This window comes from Bacillus sp. FJAT-42376, from assembly GCF_003816055.1.
In the GTDB taxonomy this organism is placed as follows: domain Bacteria; phylum Bacillota; class Bacilli; order Bacillales; family Bacillaceae; genus Metabacillus_B.
Window position 1 is genome coordinate 95,221 of record NZ_CP033906.1, and the last position, 24,218, is coordinate 119,438.

Here is a 24,218-nt window from a genome sequence, read left to right on the forward strand (position 1 = left end):
ATGAGCATTCAGTCAATCCTTTTTCCTTGAATCTTTTTCATAATTTTCCCTATCTCGTCCATCATAAAGGAGACACATACAATTTGAAAGAGGGAATGGCTATGGCCTTTTTTATGATCATTCTTTTTGTCCTCCTCGTTACGGTTTGGATCCGTCTCGATTTTTCGCTTGGCTACAGCCGGCATCTTCGCAATAACGGACCCATGCTATATCCGTACCGAAATGGAGACATCCAGTTTTTTTCAGATGGACAGGAATTTTATCAGCATTATTTTCAATCGCTGCAGAATGCCCGGTCATCCATCTATGTAAGTTTTTATATCGTAAAAGGGGACGAAGAAATCAGCCAGACCTTTCTCACGATCTTAGGAAAAAAAGCACAGGAGGGGCTTCAAGTTTATTTGCTTCTGGACCGGCTTGGATCCCTGAAAGCTTCAAATAAAATCCTGAAGCAAATTCAGCGACAGGGAGTTCATTTTTCATACTCACATACCCCAAAGTTTCCTTGCTTTTTTTTCACTCTTCAAGCCCGCAATCACCGGAAAATCTCAGTGATTGACTGCCAAACCGGATACCTCGGCGGATATAATATCGGGAAAGAGTACATCGGGAAAAATCCAAAGCTCGGATACTGGCGTGATTACCATCTTAGTTTTACAGGGGCAGGGATTCAGGACTTGCTGGAACAATTTCAAAGGGACTGGAATCAGACAGGGGCAAACCGCTTCCATCTGCCCGAAATCTCCGCTGAAGCATCCGGTACGGTTCGTTACCGGTTTATTTCTACATACGGAAAAGCACTTGATGACCAGTTCCTTTCTTTTATCCATCGTGCAAAAAGAGAAATCATCATCTGCTCTCCCTATTTTATCCCCGGCAGCAAACTGCAGACTGAACTGCTTCGTGCTCTGGAAAGAGGGGTAAAAGTAAGAATCATCGTACCGATGCGCTCCGACCATCTGCTTGTAAAAGAAGCAGCTTTTCCCTATTACGGGCCTTTGCTTAAAGCCGGGGCAAAGATTCACCGATTTTATCCAGGCTTCTATCACGCAAAGATTATCCTGATTGATGAAGCGTTCTGTGATATCGGAACAGCAAATTTTGACAAACGGAGTATGTATTTAAATGATGAAATGAATGCGTTTATTGAGGATCGGGCTTTCGCAGAAAAAGTGAGAGCCAGCATTTTAAAAGACATCCACGATTCCGAACAGCTGCTGTACGAGGATTACCTGAAAAGGCCGTATGTACAGAGGGTAAAGGAAAAAGCGGCCACTTTTGTGTCCCTGTTTTTGTAAGGGTTTATACCCCTGTCACCTGCGGTCTGTCAAACATTCTGTAAAACAAGGAGAGAACCATGAAAATCAGGTTTGGCTACGTCGCAAACGCCCTTTCTCTGTGGGATTGCTCACCCGCTAAAACCATGACCTTTGCGAGATATAAAAATCTTGAAAACCATGAACGCGAAGAGGCGCTTCACCGCGTTACGAGACAAAATCTTGAGCATACGCTGCGTATTATTCATTACAACATTGCACATGAAATTCACCTATACCGCTTTTCATCAAGCCTGGTTCCGCTCGCAACCCACCCTGATGCAAGCTGGGATTTTGTCACCCCATTCAGGGATGCGTTTAGAGAAATTGGAGATTTAGTAAAAAAACACAAAATCCGGACAAGTTTTCATCCCAATCAATTTACCCTTTTTACAAGTGACCGGCCTTCCATTACGGAAAATTCCGTGAGGGACATGGCGTATCATTTTGACATGCTTGAAGCCATGGGACTTGAAGAGGAAGGTCTAATGAACATCCATGTCGGCGGGGCATACGGGGACAAAACCGCTTCCGCCGAACGTTTTTTTGAAAACATTCAATCGCTGCCGGCCCCTGTTTTCTCCAGAATGACTTTGGAGAACGATGATAAAACCTATACAACAAATGAAACGCTGCAAATATGCGAAAAGGGAGGCATTCCCCTCATGTTTGATTATCACCACCATCAGGCGAACAAAAATGAAGGGGATGATAAACTCGAGGATTTGCTTCCGAGATTTTTTCATACTTGGAATCGCGTCGGCCTTCCGCCGAAAATCCACCTGTCTTCGCCCAAAAGTGAAAAAGAATACCGCAGTCACGCGGATTTTGTGGATGCGGAATATATCCTGCCTCTTCTCAAGATGCTGAAGGAATTCGATGTTGATGTGGATATGATGATTGAGGCAAAACAGAAGGATTTCGCCTTATTCAAACTAGTGGAGGACGTCTCGAAAATACGCGGAGTGAAGCGGATGGACGGGGGGAGTGTGGTGTGGTGAGGGAGTGAGCGGCTGTGCTGTGCACTGACCCCCGCTCTGCTAAAGCACTAAAACTCCGTCCCCTTCTCTTTTAATCTTCCTTCTGACAAGGACTTTGCTGGTTATTCCTCTGTCCCTCAGTACGGTGAAGGAATGGGGGTCAGTGCAATGCACTGACCCCCGTTCTGATAAAGCACTAAAACTCCGTCACCGCTCGGTACGAACCCTTTCCGCACAGGCATTTACAAATATCTTCCTCTGTCCCCTGCTGCGGTGAAGCGCCGGGGGTCAGTGCAAGCCGAAAGGAAAAACCCCCGCACCATTAGGTACGGGGGCAAAGATGTTACATTTTTTCCGGTGCAGATACACCGATCAGTGTTAGTGCATTTTTCAATGTTTGCTGGGTCGCTTTCATTAGAGAAAGGCGTGCCTTTGATTTCTCTTCGTTTTCCGGGTCCAATACTTTTTCTGCGTTGTAGAAGCTGTGCAGTGTGGATGCCAGATCGAAAATATAGTTGGTGATGCGGTGCGGAATGCGTTTTTGGGCAGCGTCTGCCACTGCTTCCGGGAATTCACCCAGCTTTTTCAGCAGATCGGTTTCTTTTTCGGAAAGTTCAGCGCCTAATACGTTTTCTTTGCCGAAGGACAGCCCCTGCTCTTCGCCCTGGCGAAGCATGCTGCAAATACGGGCATGAGCATATTGAGCGTAAAATACCGGGTTTTCGTTGGATTTTGAAACGGCTAAATCCATGTCGAAGTCCATATGTGTATCTGCACTTCTCATGGCAAAGAAATAGCGCACAGCGTCCAGGCCGACTTCTTCCATTAGGTCACGCATGGTCACGGCTTTTCCGGTCCGTTTGCTCATTTTCATTTTTTCGCCGTCTTTGTACAGATGGACGAGCTGAATGATTTCCACTTCAAGCGTTTCTTTACTATAGCCGAGCGCTTCGATCGCGGCTTTCATACGCGGGATGTAGCCATGGTGGTCTGCGCCCCAGATGTTGATAAGCTTTGTGAATCCGCGGTCAAGCTTATCTTTGTGGTAGGCAATATCCGGTGTCAGGTAGGTGTAAGAGCCGTCGTTTTTAATTAAGACGCGGTCTTTATCATCCCCGAACTCCGTAGAGCGGAACCATGTTGCCCCTTCCTCTTCAAAGATATGGCCTTTTTCGCGAAGAGCGGCAAGAGCCGTATCAATTTTTCCGTTCTCGTATAGAGAGGTTTCTGAATACCAGACATCAAACGGCACACGGAAGGCATCCAGGTCCTTTTTCAATTTATCCATTTCGAATTTCAGTCCGTATTCACGGAAGAATCCAAGGCGTTCGTCACGGGACTCCGCTACAAAACGGTCGCCGTATTCGTCAGCAAGCTTTTGGCCGATTTCCTTAATATCCTGGCCGTGATAGCCGTCTTCCGGCATAGGCGTGTCCTGGCCGACTGCCTGCAGGTAACGGGCTTCTATGGATAGAGCGAGGTTGTTGATTTGGTTCCCTGCGTCATTGATGTAGTATTCCCGTGAAACATCATAGCCCGCTTTTTCAAGAATGTTGCATAGAGAATCCCCAACAGCTGCTCCCCGTGCGTGACCGAGGTGAAGGGTTCCTGTCGGGTTGGCTGAAACAAATTCGACTTGAAGTTTTTCGCCGTTCCCAATATTGGTTTCTCCATATTTTTCTCCTGCCTCAAGGATGGCAGGTACTAAATCGGCAAGATAGGCATTGTTCATGTAGAAATTGATGAAGCCAGGTCCTGCAATTTCTATTTTTTCGATCGATGCTTTCTCTTTGTCAAAGTGCTTGACGATTTCGTCTGCGATCATGCGCGGCGCTTTTTTTGCCACTCTTGCAAGCTGCATAGCCATATTGGTAGAGAAATCTCCATGTGCTTTTTCTTTCGGCACTTCGAGGATCACATCCGGGATTTGCGATGCTTCTGCAAGTCCTGCATTCTGAACTGAAGCTTTTACTTCTTCTTTTAACCGCTCTTTCATTTGCTCGACGATGTTCATGACGTTGCCTCCTTAAAATCAATTAAAAGGGAGTGAAGGTGGCTTTGCCCTTCTCCCATGTGCAATTCGTACTCAATTTCCAGTTTGCCTTCAGCAGATTCGGGATGAATATCTTGAGTCATTCTTGACGTATACGTGGTCATTTGCAGGGTACCGAGAGGGGTTTTATAATGCGTGAGCGTTTCGGTATCCTTAATAAAACGCTGTTTCATGGAGACAGCGCCCGACCTGAAGACGAGCGTTTCGCCGGGCTTCATTTTCACAATCGTCTGGATGGTTCCGTATTCCTGTTCTTCTTTATAAGACAGGTAGGGAACCGAATCTTTTATGTAAAAGCTGCCGCTTGAACGGAACTCAATGATTTCCGTATCTCCTTCATTTCTGATCTTAGAATGAATGTAGAGGTTTACTGGTGTCTGTTCTTTCATTCCGGACACATCCTTCCACTATAACTACAATAGTATAAAGATTCTTCCAAGAAAGTTCAATAGAACGCGGAATTTGGAAATAAAAAAACGGACTGTCCGCTATAAATCGCCAAAACGGCGCCTTATGTGAACAGTCCTTATGTTTTCTAGCGCTTTTGAACCCAGCCAAGGATCATCTCGCGGATGAGCTTGCTCGCTGTATTCGCAGTCTGCTCGGAAGGGTCGTAAATTGGTGCTACTTCTACTAGATCTGCCCCAACTACCTTCACTTCAGAACGGGCGATTTCATGGATGGATGCAAGCAATTCCTTAGAGGTAATGCCCCCTGCGTCCACAGTTCCGGTTCCAGGAGCATGGGCAGGGTCCAATACGTCAATGTCGATCGTTACATATACCGGACGTCCGGCTAGCTTTGGCAGAATTTCTTTAAGAGGCTCAAGCACTTCAAATTTCGAGATGTGCATGCCAGCTTCCTTCGCCCATTGGAATTCTTCCTTCATACCGGAACGGATGCCAAAGGAGTATACATTTTCAGGTCCGATATGCTCGGCAATTTTGCGGATTGGCGTAGAATGGGAAAGCGGTTCTCCCTCATATTCCTCGCGAAGATCCGTATGGGCGTCCATATGGATGATTGCAAGGTCAGGATATTTCTTCGCGACAGCTTTCATCACCGGCCAGGAAACAAGGTGTTCCCCGCCCATGCCAAGCGGGAACTTGTCCGCTGCCATCAGACCGTCAATGTATTCCTCAATCATATCGATGCTGCGCTGCGGATTGCCGAATGGAAGCGGGATGTCGCCTGCGTCAAAGTATTTTACCTCTTCAAGCTCACGGTCCAGATACGCGCTGTACTCCTCGAGGCCGATGGACACTTCGCGGATGCGGGCCGGGCCGAATCTTGATCCCGGACGGTAGCTCACAGTCCAGTCCATTGGCATGCCGTAAATGACCGCCTCGCTTTCCTCATAAGACGGATGGCTTTTAATAAATACGTTCCCCGAATAAGCTTCATCAAATTTCATTTTTCACCCTCCAATTTAGGAAAGGGCGTTTTCATTAAACGCCCTTCTAGCTGATGTTATTTTGTTAAATCCTGTACAAACTTCGGCAGTACGAATGCTGCTTTATGAAGCTCTTTTGTATAGTACTTCGTATCGATTTCATGGAAACGCTCTTCCGGCACTTCAAGCGGATTGTATTTTTTGGATCCGATTGTGAATGTCCACATGCCGCTTGGGTATGTCGGGATGTTGGCAATGTAAAGATTCGTGATCGGGAAGATTTCGCGTACATCGCGCTGTACGTTGCGGATCAAGTCCGGAGTGAACCATGGGTTGTCCGATTGCGCCACGAAAATTCCGTCTTCTTTCAGTGCTCTTGAAATCCCTGCATAGAAGCCTTTTGTGAAAAGATTGACTGCCGGTCCGACAGGCTCTGTGCTGTCGACCATGATGACATCGTACTCGTTTTCGCTCTCCGCGATATGAAGGAACCCGTCTCCTACTTTCACATCTACGCGCGGATCATCAAGCTTTCCTGCGATTTCAGGCAGGAATTTTTTTGAGTACTCAATGACTTTTCCGTCAATATCCACAAGCGTTGCTTTCTTCACACTTGGGTGCTTAAGAATTTCACGGATGACCCCGCCGTCACCGCCGCCTACCACAAGGACGTTTTCAGGATTCGGGTGCGTGAAAAGAGGAACGTGCGCCACCATTTCATGGTAAACGAACTCGTCCTTTTGAGACGTCATCACCATGCCGTCCAAATAGAGCATGTTGCCGAATTCTTCGGTTTCCACCATTTCCAGGTGCTGAAATTCCGTTTGTTCTGTATGTAAAGTGCGCTTAATTTTCATTGTGATTCCAAAGCTGTCAGTCTGCTTCTCTGTATACCATAGTTCGGACATGTTTTAATCATCCTTTCGTGTGTGTGTTCATTTCGGAGACCGTCTTATTTTGCTCACTTTTTAACCTACCCTATCAAAATGAAACAAAACCCTGTATCAACCTCAAAAAAAGTATAGAGGAATCCTGCAAAAATGCAAGAAATTTTTCAATGCCTCTGCTTGTTTAGAAAAGCCGTTCTTTTTCCATAATGGTAAGAAAAGAATGTGACGAAACGGGGTGTAAAAGAATGAACGTGATCCATCCTTCCAGAATCAGGCAGACCATTAAGCTGGTCCGTGCTTTGTTTTTCATCAGCTTGCTCCTGCTCGCCCTATTGTCAATAGCCGCAGGCATCATTCTCCTTACAGCCAGGCTGCAGGGCCCGCCGTCATTGAACGTACCACAGGCAACGATCGTGTTTGCAGACGATCATTCAAAATTAGGAGAAACGCATTATGGGGAGAAACGGTACTGGACCAGCCTTAAACATATTTCCCCTTACGCCGTTAAAGCCACATTGGCTATAGAAGACCGCCATTATTATGAGCACCACGGGTTTGATTTTAAACGAATTGCCGGAGCTGCACTCGCCGATATGAAGGCGATGGCTAAAATACAGGGGGCAAGCACCATTACCCAGCAGTATGCCCGCAATCTTTATTTAAGCCACGACAAAACGTGGACAAGAAAGCTGACTGAAGCGTTTTATACCATTCGTCTAGAAGTCAATTACAGCAAAGAGCAAATTTTGGAGGGTTATTTAAATACCATCTATTACGGCCATGGCGCATATGGAATTGAGGCGGCATCGAAAACGTATTTCGGCAAAAGCGCGAAGAATTTAACCCTTGCTGAGGCGAGCATGCTGGCCGGCATTCCAAAAGGACCGAGCCAGTTCTCTCCGCTCCTGAATGAAAAAAGAGCGAAGGAGCGCCAGAGGCTGATCCTCTCCTCTCTCGTTAAAGCAGGGGCTGTGAGCAAGGAGCAGGCTGAAGCGGCTGAAATGGTTCCGCTTGTCTATAAAGAACATAAAACAGAAGAGGCAGCCGATACAGAAGCGTCCTACTTTTATGATCAGGCGATGAGAGAAACAGCCCGTCTTCTTGGTGTGGACCAGGAGGCTCTTTCCACAAGGGGACTCAAGGTCTATACTACGCTTGATCCTGACCTTCAGAAAAAAGCGGAACGGCAGCTGAAGGAAGTCATTGATCCGGATTCATCCATTCAGGCAGGGATCATTTCGATGGACCCCGAAACAGGTGCCGTGCGTGCGATGACAGGGGGACGCGATTATAAGAAAAGTCCGTTCAACCGGGTCACGCAGGCGCTAAGGCAGCCCGGTTCAACAATTAAACCCCTTCTTTATTATGCAGCCATTCAGAACGGTTTTACGCCATCGACAATGATGGTCAGCAAACCGACCGTTTTTGAATACGATTCAGGCAAGTCTACTTACAAACCGAGCAATTACAACGATTATTATGCGAACGGCCCAATCACGCTCGCCGAAGCCATCGCCTTGTCCGATAACATCTACGCGGTGAAAACCCATCTATTTATCGGGCCTGAAAAACTGGCAGAAACCGCAAGAGCTGCCGGCATTACGAGCAAGCTTCCCGCTATTCCTTCTCTTGCACTGGGGACAGCTCCGGCAAGGCTTGAAGAAATCGTCAACGCCTATGGAATTCTGGCAAACGGAGGGAAACAAATCCGTCCGGTTTACGTCGCAAGAATTGAAGACGCGGCGGGGAACGTTCTTTATCAGTGGAAACAGCACCCGGGAAAACAAATTCTGAATGAGCAGGCCGCGTTTGTCACAACCGAGCTGATGACCGGCATGTTTGATAAAAAACTCAATTCCTATACATCTGTTACAGGAAGAAGGATTGCCAAGCATTTGACCCGCTCCTATGCAGGAAAATCCGGTACAACGGAAACGGACAGCTGGATGATCGGGTACAGTCCGGAGCTCGTCACAGGGGTTTGGACCGGATATGACCGGGATTTGAAAATGGAACAAGTGGAAGAAAGAACGTACGCAAAATCTATTTGGGCCGGGTTTATGGAGGATGCACTGCGGGGAAGGCCCATGAAGGAATTCAAACCTCCTGAAGGAGTAACGGGCGTTTATATTAACCCGCAAAACGGAAAGCTCGCAGGCCCGGGGTGTCCTGTGAAGCGTTACGTATACTACAAGTCAGGAACAGAACCGACAGAAACGTGCACCGATCATCTCGAATACAAAACAGAACCCGCCGGAAAAAAGCAGGCGGACGAGAAGAAGGGGTTCTGGAATAAATTTAAATTTTGGGATTAAAAAAACCGAGCGGGTCCGCCGCTCGGTTTTTTTTACGCCTTTAATCCCTCTTTTAGCTTTTCATCTGAACGCTGCCACATGCCGGCATCATGAGAAATAAGGAATTGTGCGAGAATTTCTTTGGATTTGTCATCCATGTGATCGACCATGATGTGCCGCTTCATGGATTTATCCATTTTATTTACGTGCTCGGGAAGCGACTTATAGCCTCTTCGAATTTCTCGGTTCACGGTCATTTCACATGCTGTGACTCCTGCATAATAAGGACCTTCCTCTTTCCGGTCCGTCGTCACCCAGACTAGCCAGAACGGTTTGGCATCCGGGACATCTTCTTTATTCGGAAGAAATTTGATGCCTTTTTCAACGACGCTTCTCGCATGCATCGCACCGACATCTACAAACGCTTCGCCTTCTGTGACATCTACGAATACCGGGGATATGTTATCCAGGCTGAGTGCACCAACCCCAAAGCCTCCATGACCGTCATTCTGATCGTTTTTTTTAATAATATTAAAGCCTATATTCTTTTTCTTTTTTTCTTCCATCACGAACATCCTCCTAATACAGCGGGTTTAATACGCCCAAAAGGGTGCTTATTAATTCACTGCCTTTATCGAGAAACGGCCAAACCGTATATTGATCGAGCGGGGTCACAAAAAGGACAATGAAAACGATAAAGCCGTATGTTTCAAATTGCGTCATTTTCGGCCGCCACGTCCTCGGTGCCAAATCCTCCAGGATTCGATATCCGTCAAGAGGAGGGAGCGGAAGCAGATTGAACAGGAAAAGCGTAATATTTAAACCGACAAAGATCCGAAAGAAATTCATCAGCGCATCGGATACGGCTGGTGAAACGCTGTCGGTCACTCCTGTCAGCAGCAGAATGCTCCATAAGACCGTTCCCAAATAAGCCATAAGCAGATTGCTCAATGGGCCGGCAACGGAAACGAGAACACCCGCAAGCCTCGGTTTTTTGAAATAAAACCGGTTCACCGGAACAGGTCTAGCCCATCCAAAGCCCGCAATTAAAATCAGAATCGTACCGAAAGGGTCCAGGTGGGCAATAGGGGATAATGTCAGTCTTCCCTCTTTTTGGGCCGTCGGGTCTCCAAATTTATATGCGACATATGCATGCGCAAACTCATGCACCGTAAAAGCAACAAGCAAAGTAATAATTACGTACGGCAGAACGTCAAAATCAAAGGCTAAAAAACTGAATGTATCTTCCACGCACACTGCTCCTTTGGCACGCATAATCACTGCATCGATTTTCTGATTAAAGTATACTATATTTGAAGATGAATATCAGGTTCAAGTTCTTATGTTTTTTCACTTTAAAAAAGGAGCGATTCCCATGCCGTACATAACCGTTAAAATGCTTGAAGGCCGTACAGAAGAGCAAAAGAAAGCCCTCGTGGAAAAAGTAACAGCCGCTGTTTCCGAAACAACCGGAGCTTCCGAGGATAAAATTGTCGTATTTATTGAAGAAATGACGAAAAATCATTACGGTGTTGCCGGAAAACGGCTAAGCGATATGTAACATGGACGGCTTGCCGAGAGATCGGCGGGCCGTTTTTATAAAGGGGGAACCTAGTAATGAACCTGCATGCATCATTCCTTAAAAGAGTCGGTCTGGAAAACAGCGGACAGGTCCAATTTGAGGACCTGGAACGCATCTTAAAGGCCTTTTCACTTACCATTCCATTTGAGAATTTCGGCATCCTGGACAACAAAAAAATTCCGCTTACCGCAGAATCCCTATCCTTTAAAATACTGGAACAGCGCCGCGGAGGGGTTTGCTATGAGCTGAATCCTCTCCTTTATTATTTTCTCACCGAGAATCATTTAGACGTACAGCTTATACAGGGAACGGTATACAACCATGCTGAGCAGAAATGGAGCTTATCCGGAACACACGCTGCCATTCTGCTGAGTACGGACAGCTCCTCTTATTTGCTGGACAGCGGTTTTGGAACGAACGTGGCCCAAAAGCCTATTCCCATGAATGGAGAAATGACCGAATCCGCCACAGGCAAATTCCGGATTCGCGAAAAATCCACAAGCGAAGGCAGCCACCTGCTAGAAATGAGGCTGGACTCTGAGCAGCAGGATAGCTGGAAAATCGGGTATGCTTTTCACGCGGACAGGCCATTGAACTTAACTGACCTTTACGACATTCAGGCAAAAATCCACGACAATCCTGATTCTCCTTTTAACAAGAAGCCTCTTGCTGCCATGAGGACAGAAACCGGTGTCAAAACATTATCCGAAGCATCCTTTTCGGTTACGGAAGATGGGCGTACAGAAAAGCATCCCCTTTCCGCTGGAGAGTTTCAGAAAATGGCTGAGAAGGAGTTTGGTTTACAGGGTTTGCTCTGACCCCCGCTCTGCTAAAGCACTAAATCTCCGTCCCCCCTGTTTCTCATTCGTGTTCTGCCAAGGGTTTAGCGATTTTCTGCTCCGGACCCCGGTGCGGTGAATCGGTGAGGGTCAGTGCATAGCACTGACCCCCGCTCTGCTAAAGCACTAAACCTCCGTCCCCCCCCTGCTTCTCATTCGTGTTCTGACAAGGGTTTAACGATTTTCTGCTCTGGACCCCGCTGCGGTGAATCGGTCAGGGTCAGTGCATAGCACTGACCCCCGCTCTGCTAAAGCACTAAATCTCCGTCCCTCCTGCTTCTCATTCGTGTTCTGCCAAGGGTTTGACGGTTCTCTGCTCTGGACCCCGCTGCGGTGAATCGGTGAGGGTCAGTGCAAAGAACAAAACAGCAGCAAAAACCAAAAAAACAAGCCAATCCCAGGGGATCAGCTCGTTTCTTCAATGCTTCGTTTTCTCCCGGAGCGCCTCTACATACGTGTACGCTTCGTCTACTTCTTCATCCGTATACTTCTGCTTGCTTTTCAGGGTGAACACCTTTTCCTTCACTTCTTCCCGCTCGAGGCTGTCAAAGTAAAGAACGGTAGAAACCAGTTCAAGGAAACGAGCGGACTGTTGATTTAAGTCTGTCATGCAAACATCGAGAGGCGGAATTTCAAGGTCATGGTTGGCCAGGAATTCTTCTCCCGAATCGGTTAAATTGTAGCGGTACTGGTAGTAACCGCCTTTCTTTTCGCGGACTTCGTCTACAAAGCCGAGGTTGCACAGTTCTTCGATCCTCAGGGTCAGTTCCTCCGAGTAGGGCCCGTAAAAATGAAAATCATATTTTTCGTAGAATGGATAATCGATTTTTTTCGCAATGTAGATCATTTTTTGAAGCTTCTTCCGTCCAATGACTTCACCGGCCGACGAAAATACCTTCAAAACTTTTGCATGTTCTGTTAGCAATTCCCCTTCATCTCCTAACTCCGTAATTCTCTCTATCTATGTAAGATTGAGCAGTTCCAAAATCTTTTTCTTTGCCGTGCGCTTTGTTGACAGGTCTTCAATCAGGTCCCTTGGAAAATACAATTTGTGGTCGGTTCTTCTTTTTCCGGAAATGGCGTCCACGATCTCAGATTGTCTGGACAATTCCCGTATTTCTCCGTTTGGCATAAGCAGATGAATTGGAAGTCTTTCTTCTTCTTCGCCGGGACGGTAAAAATCGTACGGCAAATCGGAGGAAGAGTCTAAAACGAGATAGTAATCAGGGTCAATTCCTGCTTTTTTGAACAGGGCTTTCAGTTCCATCAGCTTCATCATTTGTTCATTGGAAGGATTAAATTCAACATACTTAAACAGGTTGCGGTTCAAAAACCGGCGGCATAAATCGGACAGAATCTCATCTTCTTCCTCTTCCCAGGCCTGGAAGTAAAAGAGAATGACAGATTCGTCAAGCTTTAAATAATCTTTTAAGGTGACTTCGTCTTCAAACAGAGAATAGAAATGCACAGGCTCCTGCTTAAATGTGTAATATTCTTTGTGGAGCTGCTTAGCCCTGTGAAGGATTTTAGTCAGGATCACTTCCGCACTTCGTGTAACGGGGTGAAAGTATACTTGCCAGTACATTTGATAACGGCTCATGATGTAATCTTCTACAGCATGCATCCCGCTGTATTTGATGACAACCTGATCTTCCCTCGGCCTCATAACCCGGAGAATCCGCTCCATATCAAAATGGCCGTAGCTGACGCCTGTATAATAGGCATCCCGCTGCAGATAATCCATCCGGTCCGCGTCAATTTGGCTTGAAATTAAGGAAACGACCTGTTTGTTGGAATAGGTTTTTGCAATGACTTCCGCCACCTTTTTCGGAAAGTCTTTCCCTTCCGTTTTAAGAACACGGTTTACTTCCGTATCCTCGAGAATAATCCGGCGGGTAAAATCCTCATGATCCATGTGAAATACCTTTTCAAATGAATGGGAAAAGGGGCCATGGCCCAAATCGTGGAGAAGGGCAGCACAAAGGCTGACGAGGCGCTCTTCTTCGTTCCATTCAGGTCTTCCTTTGAAACCATCGTCCACGATTCGGCGGACAATCTCATATACTCCAAGCGAGTGGTTGAGCCGGCTGTGTTCGGCACCGTGAAAGGTCAGATAGGTTGTGCCAAGCTGCCGCACCCTGCGCAGGCGCTGAAATTCCGGCGTGCCGATCAAATCCCATATGAGCTTGTCCCGCACGTGAATATAGCGGTGAACCGGGTCTTTAAATACCTTTTCTTCCGACAATTTACCGTTTCGATTAGCCATTCTTTTCCCTCTTCCGTTTTACTTGTATCCATTATAGCGGTTTTCAAGTGCTGATTGAATGCTGTTTTCCTATATTTTGAAATTAATGCAAATTAAGAGGGCATACTTCTTTATTGCCCTGTTAGGAGGATCGGTAATCGGAATTCGGAGCAAGAAAAAAAATCACCAGCGCATGAAGACGCCCGGCGATTTATTTGTTCAGTTTTTTCTCTATTTTTTCAACCAGTTCGTCTTCACTCAGCGCAGAGACTGGACGGTTATTTACAAATGCAAACGATTTTTTTCTGCCGGGTCCGCAATAGGATTGACAGCCAATATCTATCGGTGCATCCGGATCCACTTTTTTCAAGCGGGGGACAAGCGTTTTAATGTTTGTCGCCTGGCAATCGTCGCAAATACGAAATTCATTCGCCATGAATCCCCATTTCCTTTCTTCGTTGAAAATTTCTATTGTAAGAGTTTTGTCACTCTTTGCCTTTTCAAAACACTAAACGCTATTTTACCTTGATTTTTCTTCACATGCAAGTTCAGAAAGCATTCAATCATGTTCCGAAACTTTCAAAATTTTTCTATTATCCTTTTAAAAATGATGTATAAAAGGCTTCGATTCCGGCCATTCTGTTATCAGGAAAACATTACAGTTAATGGGAGTTGAGATCATGAAACAGAGACAGGATGCCTGGTCGGAAGAAAATGACCTGTTGCTTGCAGAAACCGTTCTGCGTCATGTACGCGAAGGAAGTACGCAGCTGAATGCATTTGAAGAAGTAGGAGATAAATTGAATCGCACTTCCGCTGCCTGCGGATTCCGCTGGAACGCAGTCGTCCGGCATCAATATGAGAAAGCGCTCCAGCTTGCGAAAAAACAGCGGAAACAAAAAATGAGGGCACTCGGAAAAGGCCAGCCCGCCAAGAAAAAACTGCTATACGCACCGCCTGAAACGGCTTTGGCTCAGCCTGTCTATGCAGAGGAGACGGCAGAAGAACAAGCCTATGAACCTGCTATTTCAGCCTATGTTCCGCCTAAACAGGAGGACGTCCTGGATGACGAGGAGCTGAATGGGGTTTCCTATACTAGTCTCAAGCAGCCTGCGCCTGTATCAGCTGTATCAGCAGGGGCCATTACAATGGATCAGGTCATTGCGTTTCTTGAAACATACGAAAGCCGGGCGAACCACAATACCGCTCTGAAGCAGGAAAATATCCGGCTGAAAAGAGAACTCGATGAACTCGCCAGCCGCAATGAAGAGCTTGAAATGAAAATTGCTAAAATGGAAGAGGATTCAGACACGATTCAGGAAGACTACGAAACACTGATGAAAATTATGAATCGCGCCAGAAAGCTTACCTTGTTTGAAGAAGAGGACCGTTCCGCGCCAAAATTCAAGATGGACCGCAACGGAAACCTTGAAAAAGTAGCGGAATAGTCCATTTCCCCCTCCCCCTATTTATATAGAAGACGCTCACACAGCTGTGGGCGTCCTTTTTTATACAATCCCTATTTTTTTATTCCGCTCAATCATCCTCGTCAGATTTTTCTCGAAAATCAGCTGCTCGTCCATAGATAAAGAGGAAGAAAAAATCCGTCCGCTCAGGTTTTTCAGAGCGGTAAGGAGCTTAAGCATGACATCCTGTATGGTCATGTTTTCATCCAGCAGTTCATTCAATGACGCCATGACTTCCGGTACGATGACTGGATATTCAAATTTCGTCGGAGTTCCTCTGAGGCTCTTCTCATAAAAATTCCGGATTACGCCAGCCCTACCGGATCCGCTGCCGGTCACGCACAAATAAATCTGCACAGCGACCCCGTTTCGAAGACGCCTTTGCGATATTCCGGCAAATTTTTTCCCGCCAATGCTCAAATCATAGCTTCCCGGACAATAGGACCCCTTAATTTCCCTTGCTTCAATGAAAGCAGCATGCTCCGGAAACATGACCTTAATCAGCTCCCACATCGCTTCATACCCTCTGTTTATATCAATTCCTTTATCTGTTTCAGGAAAAATGAGAGAAATGTTTAAAACGCCCTCATCCAATACAACCGCAAGCCCGCCTGAATTTCTGACAACTGTCCGATAGCCGAGAGACGTTAAATATTCGATTCCCTCTTCTATAAAAGGCAGCCTTGTATCTTGAATCCCGAGCACAATGGTATCGTGATGGACCCACGTCCTGGCCGTCGCAGGGGACGCCAGGGAGCCGGCTGACGTACAAAGTGTATCATCAAAAGCAAACGACTGCTTTGCGTCAAATTGAGGTCCAAGACTTGACTGATCCAATATTCTCCATTCCGGCTGCATTAATAGGCTCAAAGATTTTTCTGTCATGGTCATGTATTCCTTTCTTTTCCGGTCGTTCTATCGCTTTTTATTATAGCATGAACGTTTGGAACCGGAAAAGGAGGGGTTCATTTCAGGCGGTTTTAGCAGGGGGCAGTCTTTTAAGCAGGGGTCTGTCCCCTGAAATTTTACCGTACTAAAGCTCTGGTACCTTCTCTGTAAACCCTTGGCTTATAAGGGATCCTTCTTTAATGCCTCTGTCCCCTGATACGGTGAAGCAATGCGGGACAGGCCCCTATTTAAAAAGCACCGAAGCACCGCCTTTCAAAGATCACCACTAAAACACCACCCAAAAAAGCCGGAACGAAAAGGATTCGTTCCGGCTTTCTGCCAATCATTATTGTACGGTTTGTCCTGCTGTAATAAGAGAAAGCTTGTAAACATCCTCTGCACTGCAGCCGCGGGATAGATCGTTCACGGGCATGTTCAGACCTTGAAGGATCGGTCCGACTGCTTCGAAGTTCCCTAGACGCTGAGCGATTTTGTAGCCGATGTTTCCGGCTTCAAGGCTAGGGAATACGAATACGTTCGCATCACCTTTGATGACGGAATCCGGAGCCTTTTTCTCTGCTACAGACGGAACGAATGCCGCATCAAATTGGAATTCCCCGTCCAGTACGAGGTTTGGAGCCAATTCTTTTGCGATCGTTACCGCCTCTGACACTTTTTCTGTTTCAGGGGATTTAGCGGATCCTTTTGTTGAGAAGCTTAGCATCGCAACGCGTGGATCAATATCGAACATGTTTGCTGTATTTGCGCTTTCAACCGCGATTTCAGCCAGGTCCTGAGCATCCGGTGAAATGTTAATGGCACAGTCGGCAAATACATATTTTTCATCTCCGCGAACCATGATGAATACGCCGGATGTTTTTTTCACGCCTTGCTTTGTTTTAATGATTTGAAGGGCAGGACGAACGGTATCGGCTGTAGAGTGTGCCGCTCCGCTTACTAAGCCGTGGGCTTGTCCCATATATACAAGCATCGTTCCGAAATAGTTTTCGTCTTTTAAGATTTCGCGCGCCTGCTCTTCCGTTGCTTTCCCTTTACGGCGTTCAACAAATGCCTGAACCATGTCTTCGAAGCCTTCGAAGCTGTTCGGGTCTTTAATTTCCACACCGTCAAGCTTTACATTCAGTTCAGCCGCTTTCTGCTCAACCGCCTGCTTGCTGCCGATAACGATTGGCTGTAAAACGCCTTCTTCAGCAAGACGGGATGCCGCTGTTAAAATCCGCTCATCGGTGCCTTCCGGAAGAACGATTTTAATATCCTTACCTGTCACTTTTTCTTTTAACGTTGCAAACAAATCTGACAAATGAATGCCCTCCTTATTTAATGCCTCATATGCTTCCTGTTTTAGGATACTTTACTGAGCAGGAAATTCAAGTCATCGCCCGTTATGACAGCGTTATCAGTCAATAATTCTTTATTTTCAAAACTAACTGACTACTCAGCGCGCCTTTTTTTCCTCCTTTATCATCCTTGTTTCCTTCAAGTTTTATTCACAAATCCGTGAGTTAAACTGTGATATAGTTAGGTTAGAATGAATAGAGAGAATAGGAGTGAAATGAAATGAATGAAATGCCGAAAAACGAAGCTGCACAAACCCTTGACGGCTGGTACGCTTTGCATGATTTCAGAACGCTTGACTGGGCAGCATGGAAGATGCTGACGGGCGACGAACGCGAAATGATTATCCATGAATTCTCCGGCCTCCTTGAAAAATGGGGCGCAGTGGAGAAAGCCGGAAAAGGCAGTCACGCTCTTTACAGCATTGTTGGACAAAAAGCAGATTTCATGATGATGCTCTTGCGGCCGACTATGGAGGAACTGAACGAGATTGAAACGGAATTTAATAAATCCCGCCTTGCTGAATTCACATTGCCGGCATTTTCCTATGTATCTGTCGTTGAGCTGAGCAACTACCTTGCAGGAGACGGAGACCCGTATGAAAATCCTCAGGTGCGCGCGCGGCTATATCCGGAGCTTCCAAAAGCGAAGCATGTCTGCTTCTATCCAATGGACAAGCGCAGACAGGGCAACGACAACTGGTATATGCTTCCGATGGATGAGCGTAAAAGCCTGATGAGAAGCCATGGAATGATTGGCAGACAATACGCAGGCAAGGTTAAGCAAATTATTTCCGGCTCTGTTGGTTTTGATGATTACGAATGGGGCGTTACCCTTTTTGCCGATGACGTTCTTCAGTTTAAAAAGCTTGTTTATGAAATGCGGTTTGACGAGGTAAGTGCCCGATACGGCGAATTTGGATCCTTCTATGTCGGAAATATTCTTTCTCCTGAAAAGGTCCAGTCGTTTTTCCATATTTAACAGTAAAAGCTCTTTCCATCAGGAAAGAGCTTTTTAGCGCGCGGTAAATTGATTGCTGCTGTCCTGATCCCAGTTCTCTCCTCTGTAGCCGGTATGCCCCTCCTCATTCACAAAACAAGGGAGAACTTCATGGACCACCCCGGACACTGCACTTTGCCTAAATGAAATTGTGAACCGCATTTTTGATGAATCCGAAGGGGCGATCACCGAGTTCTGAGGGGTCAGGCTGTTCGAAGCAAGCAGCTGCCCATTCATTCCGACTGTACCGATTCCTGACGGCTGCGCCTGATTAACTCTGATCCAATAGTTCGTCACTTTTAAAGCAGAGGCAAGATCGCAAGGTCGATCATAAACGATTTCAATCTGATTTGCCGCCGTCTGCCTGGCCATTAACAGCTTGGGAACGGCCACTCGGATATTCAAATCCGCGACTCGGTAGCTTACCCCAATTTTAAGAAGCTGGCTTCCGGTAAGCCGGTAGCTGCCATTGCCGGTCCTCCTTGCCCTAAAGCTCGTTCCATCATCTCCGTTTATCGTTAGTACAGGGGCAGCAGAAGCAAAGCCTGCCAGCTGAATTTCGGTGAGAGTAATAATGTTGGCTCTTACTTGCCTGTAAGCTAACGAATGTCCAATGCTATTGTAGCTGCTGTACAAGTGATTGCCTCCTCTTTTTCTATTTCCTCTTTCTACCCTATGTACCAATGAGCGTTTTTTGCCTGTTATAAAAAAGAATAATTCCATTTCTTTTCTCATACTATCTGTGTTGAGTATGGTATTCAGTCTTTCTCTTCTCAGGGGTGAATACATGACAAGAAGCTTTCAAGGCAGATGAGGGCGGCAGGTGCTGGAGTCAGTGCAATGGGAATGCTTTTTGAGGTGAACAGAGGTAAAGACTCCTGTCTTGATGTTAAAGGCATATCCTCTATAAAAGGCAGGCATTCAGCGGCCTGGAGGATTTGAAGTGACTTAAGCAGGATCTTTTTACCAGGAATTTCCTTCCACTGACGTTAAACCTCGCCAAAAACGTCGCTGCAGGGAATCACTGCAGGCCGGGGGAGTATTCGCTCAAGCCTGCCGGAAATTGCTCCGGAAACCTGGTACAGCCAGGAGAATTCCGGGCGCTGGATATTACAATGCTTCTATACCCCTAGCCAGCAGGATGGCGCTTCTGTTTTTTCAGCGCGCTGATGTTTTGAAATGACAACTCATGAAATGGGGGATTTTCATGCTATTTAATAAAAAGCAGGGAAACAACGGGCAGCAGCAGGCACCATATCCTTATCCCGGCTACGGGTACGGATACGATCCGGGATATGATGCTTCTTATGACCAGCGGGCTTATCAGCCTTTTGCGATGCAAGGACAGCAAGGTCAGGGACAAATGCAGCAAGGCCAGGGTCAGCAGGGAATGGGACAACAGGGAATGGGACAACAGGGAATGGGCGGCATGCAGGGGCAGCAGGGCCAGGGGCAAATGCAGGGATTTCAGATTCCTCCCATGCAGTCACAGGCTTCTCCCTCTCAGAGTATTCCCGGAATGCTGCCGCTGGAAGAATCGTATATTGAGAACATTTTAAGACTGAACAGAGGCAAAACCGCGACCGTTTATATGACATTTGAAAACAATAAAGAGTGGAATGCAATGATTTTCAAAGGGACGATCGAGGCAGCGGGAAGGGACCATATTATCCTGAGCGATTCCCAAACAGGAAGACGGTATCTGCTTCTCATGGTGTACCTGGATTATATTACCTTCGATGAGGAAATCAATTATGAGTATCCGTTTGCAATGGCAACATATTCACCCCGGTAACCGGATACCGGAGAAACTTTCACTTTTCATAGAGAATTGTGCGTCAAACTGACGGATTAACCGTGTTTTAACGGGGGGGCAATGCTCTGTATTTCTCTGCACTGACCCTCATCCCTTCACCGCATCAAGGGGCAGAGGAAGACTGCCTGCATCCCTTGCGCTGAAAGGATTGGCCGTTTGCAGGGACGGAGCTTTCGTCCTTTAGCGAGGCGAGGGTCAGTGCTATGCACTGACCCTCATCCCTTCACCGCATCAAGGGACAGAGGAAGACTGCCTGCATCCCTTGCGCTGAAAGGATTAGCGGTTTGCAGGGACGGAGCTTTCGCCCTTTAGCGAAGCGGGGGTCAGTGCAAACCGGAAACTGTAAACCGCAAACCGCAACCGGCAAACCATCAACCATCAGCCAAACTGCACCCCCGGAACCCCTGACCGAATCGGCACACAAAAAAAGAGCCATGCTCCTGCACAGCTCTTTTTTTGTTATAAATATTTTACTGCGGCTATCACAATCATAACCCATGAAGCAAGGAAACATAGTCCGCCAAGGGGGGTAATGGCGCCAAGCACACTAATCTGGGTGACGGCAAGGACATAAAGACTGCCAGAGAATAGGATAATGCCTGCAAGCATGAGCCACCCGGCCCACGTCACCAGTCCGGCATTCGAGATTTTATCTGCTAGAAAAGCCGCAACGAAGAGGCCTCCTGCATGAAACATCTGATAGGTAACGGCTTTTTCCCATATGGCGATATATTTCTCCGGAATTTTTCCTTCCAGTCCATGTGCCCCAAAGGCTCCAAGCGCCACTGCCAGGAAGGCGTTAATGGCGGCGAAAATAATGAACAGCTTCATTTCTACCAGCTCCTGTTATGAAATCGTCTTCTTTCATCTTACCCCACCGCTTCGAACTTTCCAACTGACTGTGTCATGAACGTTTTGTGACCGCTTTAGCCATTCGCCTTTTTTCCAAATTTAAGCGTAAGCTGGTCTACTATAATCGCAAGGATGGTTCCCAAAATCAATCCGTTGTTAAAAATAGAGATTAAGACAGGCGGAAATCCGGTAAATGCCTCGGGCGGAACATACATGGCTCCTGTGCCCGCGAGCAGCGCAATCCCCATTGTGTACAGCATTCGATCTTTATCCTGTGTTTCATTAAGCTGTCGGAGTGCCATTCCAATCATGCCCGAGAAAACGACAAATTGAACGGCGAATCCGACCGGTGCTGGAAGTGCGGCAAACAGATTAAGGATCAGAGGAATCATACTCATCACAATAACAAGAAGGTTGGCTAAAATAAACGGACGCTTTGCGCCATTGCCTGTCGTTGTAATAAATCCGGCGGCTCCTGAAATAGGGACAGGACCGACCGCTCCGGTAAGTCCGCTGATCCCGTGGCTGAGGCCGGCAAAAATACTTGCCCGCTTGCCCCGTCCAGGAATCTCCGCATCTCCTCCGCCCAATGCCCGGACAGCCTGCTCTGCCACTTTAATACTTGCTAGCATGTTGGCAATCAGGAGCAGCGTGATAAAAAAGGCCGTGACAATCATGCCTGCATTGAAAACCGGTACGCCGAATGGAAACAGCACGGGGAATGCGAACCAATCGGCTGTACCTTTGACCGGTTTAGCGAGGCCGAGCAGCGCAAAGACCCCCCAGCCGGCAAGAAGGCCGATGAGGATGGAATATTGTTTGAAAAACGGCCGTTTCATCCGGCTTAGAAAAAAGGTAAAAAGCAGGATGGCTGCGGCTGCCGCGAACACAGCCGGATCTGCCTTCGATCCCCGGTAGCCAACCCCCATAATCCCTTTAACGATGGAACCGCTCAGCTGGAATACGAGCAGAAGCAGATAAGTGCCTGTGACAAGGGGAGTAAATAATTTTGCCAGTTTATCAACAAGACCGAGCAGCGCAAACAGCAGAAAGAAACCGCCGCTCATGATAAGCGCACCCTGGAGGTTCTGAAGTGTATCTATGAAGCTTGCAAAAAGCGTGCTGCTCAATCCGGCATAGATGGAGTAAACCCCCCACCACAATCCAGCCGGACCTTCATTAATCGGCAGTTTGTGGCCAAACAGGACCTGCATCAATCCTGCAAGGCCAAGGACAAAGAGCGTACTTTGAATAAGAACGGCGGTCTGGGCGCCATCAAGCTCGTAAAGCTGGCCGATTGCAATCGGCACGACAATTGTAGAAGCAATAATAAAGAAGACCCATTGCAGGGCGGATAAAAGCAATTTCATCTGTGTACCTCCATTAAAAAAAGCCGAACAAACGGCTTATTAAAAATCAAATAACGACGAACCATTCGCTCCTTCATCTTCTAAGCGGCCATCTGTACCCATTATTTTCGAAGAAGAAGGCTTGGATATTCCCATCATTTTCTGCAGTTCAGCTTCACTGATGCCATTTTTCTCTGCCGGTTCAGGTTTTTCCTCAGAACGATCCGGTTCCTGCTCGAGCACCACATCACAAAGACTTTTAATGACGAGAAGCCGATCCCTGATGCCCTGATCAGAGCCTGCTATCTTTGCCTGCCGCAGCTCTGCTTCCATTTTGTTCAGCAGCTGGTGTATTGAAATGTCCATAACGACCCTCCTTCTCACGTTGCTTGTTTCTCTATTTTACCACGAATTGCGGGCCCTTCCCAATCCAGCCATAGGAAAAGCCAGTTTCCCAATGGAAACTGGCTCTAATAACAAATAAGGTAGCCGCTGTTGCCGTAACTCATTATAAGAAAGTTTTAAACCACCACTTCTCCAAGTGGGTGTTCGCAGAAACGCTAAATGATGTCCTCCCTGTCGTATAGACGAAGGCGTATCATCTGCGGTTCAATGTAAAACTCCCTATTACAGCTTAAAGGTTAAAACTTTATTATCATTACGAACAATGCAGCTAGTTTTTATATAATACTTCATTCTTCTGACGAACACAAGGGGTTTGCCTTTTCGGTGGAAAGAGACAAACTTAAATAGGCCGAAAGGACCGAAAAAGCATCCGCAGGTTTTAATTATGCTGATACGTGCTAAATAAGTAGTGGACAACAAAATCAGGAGGCGAAGAAAATGAAACCAGTAGTAAAAGAGTATACAAATGATGAAACATTAAAAAACGATATTTTAGAATTAAAAGGCCAAGGGGTCGATCCTAAAGATTTATATGTTCTTTCACACGATGATGAGCGCACGAAACGCGTAGCCCACAATGCAGATGCCAATACAATCGGTCTAGCCGAGATGGGACTTGGCAGTGCAGTAGGCAATATGTTCAGCAAAAAGGGAGACGAGCTGCGCGCCAAATTGCAGGACGTAGGTTTCTCTGAAACAGAGGCTGAGGCATATGAGGAAAAATTGGATCAAGGGAAGATTCTTCTGATCGTAACGGATCATGAGCGGGCAAAATCCCTCGTATAAAGGCAAAAAGGCTGGCACATTGCCAGCCTTTTTTATATGCACCAGTCAATTTCTTTCAAGCCTTTTTCTTTCAAAAATTCATTCGTTCTTGAAAAAGGTTTACTCCCAAAGAATCCCCGGTTTGCTGAAAACGGACTGGGATGAGGCGATTCAATTACTGCATGCTTCGTCAGATCAACGAGTTCTTTTTTAGCCTGCGCATGCTTCCCCCAAAGGATAAACACAACCGGATCTTCTTTATTGTTCAGGCTTCTGATGACCTCATCTGTGAACCGTTCCCAGCCAAGGTCTTTATGGGAATTGGCTTCCCCTTTCCGCACAGATAAGACGGTGTTCAGCAGCAGCACCCCTTGTTCTGCCCATTTAACGAGGGAACCGTGAGAAGGCTCAGGGCATCCGAGATCGCTGCTCAGCTCCTTATAAATGTTTTTAAGCGAAGGAGGTTTCCGGACCCCCTCTTTAACTGAAAAGCTCAATCCATGAGCCTGTCCGGGTCCGTGGTACGGATCCTGTCCTAAAATGACGGCCCTTACTTCACTGTAAGGGGTCAAATGGAGGGCGTTAAATAAGTCATGCGGGTCCGGATAAACGGTCCCGCTTTCATATTCGCGCTTTAATTTTTCTCTTAAAGATACGTAATAATTCTCTGAAAACTGCTCCTCCAGTTCATTCCACCAGTCGTTTTTGATTAGCTGCTTCGCTGTCATTC

Annotated in this window: 25 protein-coding genes and 1 other RNA gene; 9 read left to right on the plus strand and 17 right to left on the minus strand. The window is 46.7% G+C overall.

From position 1 onward, the window contains the following. Positions 1-83: 83 nt before the first annotated feature. Together cls and uvsE are read left to right on the plus strand one after the other, a co-directional pair. The gene (cls, locus tag CEF21_RS00475) at positions 84-1,298 is read left to right on the plus strand and encodes a cardiolipin synthase (protein WP_164462055.1); all 1,215 of its coding nucleotides are present in this window, start codon (positions 84-86) and stop codon (positions 1,296-1,298) included. A gap of 59 nt (positions 1,299-1,357) precedes the next feature. Further along, positions 1,358-2,317, plus strand: a complete 960-nt coding sequence (uvsE, locus tag CEF21_RS00480) for a UV DNA damage repair endonuclease UvsE (RefSeq protein WP_123912923.1) — start codon at positions 1,358-1,360, stop codon at positions 2,315-2,317. A 322-nt stretch (positions 2,318-2,639) separates the two neighbouring features. Here uvsE and argS read toward each other — a convergent pair whose 3' ends face one another. From argS to speE, 4 genes are all read right to left on the minus strand, one after another. Beyond that, positions 2,640-4,310 (minus strand): arginine--tRNA ligase, encoded by a 1,671-nt coding sequence (gene argS, locus CEF21_RS00485; protein ID WP_123912924.1) that lies wholly within the window; start codon positions 4,308-4,310, stop codon positions 2,640-2,642. Beyond that, entirely contained in the window at positions 4,307-4,738 is a 432-nt protein-coding gene (locus CEF21_RS00490; RefSeq protein WP_123912925.1) for a YwiB family protein, read from the minus strand. The genes argS and CEF21_RS00490 overlap by 4 nt, the downstream gene beginning before the upstream one ends. Before the next feature lie 146 nt (positions 4,739-4,884). After that, positions 4,885-5,763 carry an agmatinase gene (speB, locus tag CEF21_RS00495; protein ID WP_123912926.1) on the minus strand — a complete coding sequence of 293 codons (879 nt, stop codon included), beginning with the start codon at positions 5,761-5,763 and terminating at the stop codon, positions 4,885-4,887. 56 nt (positions 5,764-5,819) lie between these two features. Further along, positions 5,820-6,650, minus strand: coding sequence for a spermidine synthase (speE, locus tag CEF21_RS00500; RefSeq protein WP_123912927.1), 831 nt, complete (start codon positions 6,648-6,650; stop codon positions 5,820-5,822). Between the two features lie 227 nt (positions 6,651-6,877). Between speE and CEF21_RS00505 the strand changes: the two genes are divergently transcribed. Continuing rightward, complete coding sequence (locus CEF21_RS00505; RefSeq protein WP_123912928.1) at positions 6,878-8,947, plus strand: transglycosylase domain-containing protein; 2,070 nt, start codon at positions 6,878-6,880, stop codon at positions 8,945-8,947. A 32-nt stretch (positions 8,948-8,979) separates the two neighbouring features. Here CEF21_RS00505 and CEF21_RS00510 read toward each other — a convergent pair whose 3' ends face one another. Both CEF21_RS00510 and CEF21_RS00515 read right to left on the minus strand, forming a co-directional pair. Then, complete coding sequence (locus CEF21_RS00510; protein ID WP_123919863.1) at positions 8,980-9,492, minus strand: YwhD family protein; 513 nt, start codon at positions 9,490-9,492, stop codon at positions 8,980-8,982. Between the two features lie 13 nt (positions 9,493-9,505). Continuing rightward, the gene (locus CEF21_RS00515) at positions 9,506-10,177 is read right to left on the minus strand and encodes a site-2 protease family protein (protein WP_241156738.1); all 672 of its coding nucleotides are present in this window, start codon (positions 10,175-10,177) and stop codon (positions 9,506-9,508) included. A 124-nt stretch (positions 10,178-10,301) separates the two neighbouring features. On the opposite strand from CEF21_RS00515, the gene CEF21_RS00520 reads away from it, so the two are divergent. Both CEF21_RS00520 and CEF21_RS00525 read left to right on the plus strand, forming a co-directional pair. Then, positions 10,302-10,487, plus strand: coding sequence for a 2-hydroxymuconate tautomerase (locus tag CEF21_RS00520; protein ID WP_123912930.1), 186 nt, complete (start codon positions 10,302-10,304; stop codon positions 10,485-10,487). Positions 10,488-10,543: 56 nt separating this feature from the next. Beyond that, a complete protein-coding gene (locus CEF21_RS00525) occupies positions 10,544-11,326 on the plus strand; it encodes an arylamine N-acetyltransferase family protein (protein ID WP_123912931.1) in 783 nt (260 codons plus the stop codon). A 439-nt stretch (positions 11,327-11,765) separates the two neighbouring features. Here CEF21_RS00525 and CEF21_RS00530 read toward each other — a convergent pair whose 3' ends face one another. From CEF21_RS00530 to CEF21_RS00540, 3 genes are all read right to left on the minus strand, one after another. Continuing rightward, a complete protein-coding gene (locus tag CEF21_RS00530; protein ID WP_123912932.1) occupies positions 11,766-12,272 on the minus strand; it encodes a YwgA family protein in 507 nt (168 codons plus the stop codon). Positions 12,273-12,308: 36 nt separating this feature from the next. After that, complete coding sequence (locus CEF21_RS00535) at positions 12,309-13,613, minus strand: HD domain-containing protein (protein ID WP_123912933.1); 1,305 nt, start codon at positions 13,611-13,613, stop codon at positions 12,309-12,311. A gap of 190 nt (positions 13,614-13,803) precedes the next feature. Then, positions 13,804-14,028 carry a YuzB family protein gene (locus tag CEF21_RS00540; RefSeq protein WP_123912934.1) on the minus strand — a complete coding sequence of 75 codons (225 nt, stop codon included), beginning with the start codon at positions 14,026-14,028 and terminating at the stop codon, positions 13,804-13,806. 244 nt (positions 14,029-14,272) lie between these two features. Between CEF21_RS00540 and CEF21_RS00545 the strand changes: the two genes are divergently transcribed. Then, positions 14,273-15,040, plus strand: coding sequence for an RsfA family transcriptional regulator (locus CEF21_RS00545; protein WP_481747610.1), 768 nt, complete (start codon positions 14,273-14,275; stop codon positions 15,038-15,040). A 60-nt stretch (positions 15,041-15,100) separates the two neighbouring features. On the opposite strand, the gene lipL is transcribed toward CEF21_RS00545, so the two are convergent. Both lipL and pta read right to left on the minus strand, forming a co-directional pair. Next, on the minus strand, positions 15,101-15,943 hold the full coding sequence (gene lipL, locus CEF21_RS00550) for an octanoyl-[GcvH]:protein N-octanoyltransferase (RefSeq protein WP_123912935.1): 843 nt from the start codon (positions 15,941-15,943) through the stop codon (positions 15,101-15,103). A 349-nt stretch (positions 15,944-16,292) separates the two neighbouring features. Further along, complete coding sequence (gene pta, locus CEF21_RS00555; protein ID WP_123912936.1) at positions 16,293-17,267, minus strand: phosphate acetyltransferase; 975 nt, start codon at positions 17,265-17,267, stop codon at positions 16,293-16,295. A 257-nt stretch (positions 17,268-17,524) separates the two neighbouring features. Here pta and hemQ point away from each other — a divergent pair, with 257 nt between their 5' ends. Continuing rightward, the gene (gene hemQ, locus CEF21_RS00560; protein WP_123912937.1) at positions 17,525-18,283 is read left to right on the plus strand and encodes a hydrogen peroxide-dependent heme synthase; all 759 of its coding nucleotides are present in this window, start codon (positions 17,525-17,527) and stop codon (positions 18,281-18,283) included. Positions 18,284-18,316: 33 nt separating this feature from the next. On the opposite strand, the gene CEF21_RS21495 is transcribed toward hemQ, so the two are convergent. Further along, entirely contained in the window at positions 18,317-18,937 is a 621-nt protein-coding gene (locus CEF21_RS21495) for a hypothetical protein (protein WP_241156739.1), read from the minus strand. A gap of 571 nt (positions 18,938-19,508) precedes the next feature. Between CEF21_RS21495 and gerQ the strand changes: the two genes are divergently transcribed. Then, on the plus strand, positions 19,509-20,096 hold the full coding sequence (gerQ, locus tag CEF21_RS00570; protein ID WP_481747611.1) for a spore coat protein GerQ: 588 nt from the start codon (positions 19,509-19,511) through the stop codon (positions 20,094-20,096). Positions 20,097-20,576: 480 nt separating this feature from the next. Here the strand turns inward: gerQ and CEF21_RS00575 are convergent, their stop codons facing one another. The 4 genes from CEF21_RS00575 to ssrS form a co-directional block, all read right to left on the minus strand. Then, positions 20,577-20,948 (minus strand): DUF423 domain-containing protein, encoded by a 372-nt coding sequence (locus tag CEF21_RS00575; RefSeq protein ID WP_123912938.1) that lies wholly within the window; start codon positions 20,946-20,948, stop codon positions 20,577-20,579. Positions 20,949-21,043: 95 nt separating this feature from the next. Then, positions 21,044-22,339, minus strand: coding sequence for a purine/pyrimidine permease (locus CEF21_RS00580; RefSeq protein WP_123912939.1), 1,296 nt, complete (start codon positions 22,337-22,339; stop codon positions 21,044-21,046). Between the two features lie 39 nt (positions 22,340-22,378). Further along, on the minus strand, positions 22,379-22,684 hold the full coding sequence (locus CEF21_RS00585) for a YwdI family protein (RefSeq protein WP_123912940.1): 306 nt from the start codon (positions 22,682-22,684) through the stop codon (positions 22,379-22,381). A 116-nt stretch (positions 22,685-22,800) separates the two neighbouring features. Continuing rightward, a non-coding RNA gene (gene ssrS, locus CEF21_RS00590) (6S RNA) lies at positions 22,801-22,997 on the minus strand. 164 nt (positions 22,998-23,161) lie between these two features. Here ssrS and CEF21_RS00595 point away from each other — a divergent pair. After that, positions 23,162-23,509, plus strand: a complete 348-nt coding sequence (locus tag CEF21_RS00595) for a YflT domain-containing protein (protein ID WP_123912941.1) — start codon at positions 23,162-23,164, stop codon at positions 23,507-23,509. Positions 23,510-23,541: 32 nt separating this feature from the next. Here the strand turns inward: CEF21_RS00595 and CEF21_RS00600 are convergent, their stop codons facing one another. Then, positions 23,542-24,216, minus strand: coding sequence for a uracil-DNA glycosylase (locus CEF21_RS00600; protein WP_123912942.1), 675 nt, complete (start codon positions 24,214-24,216; stop codon positions 23,542-23,544). Positions 24,217-24,218: the final 2 nt, after the last annotated feature.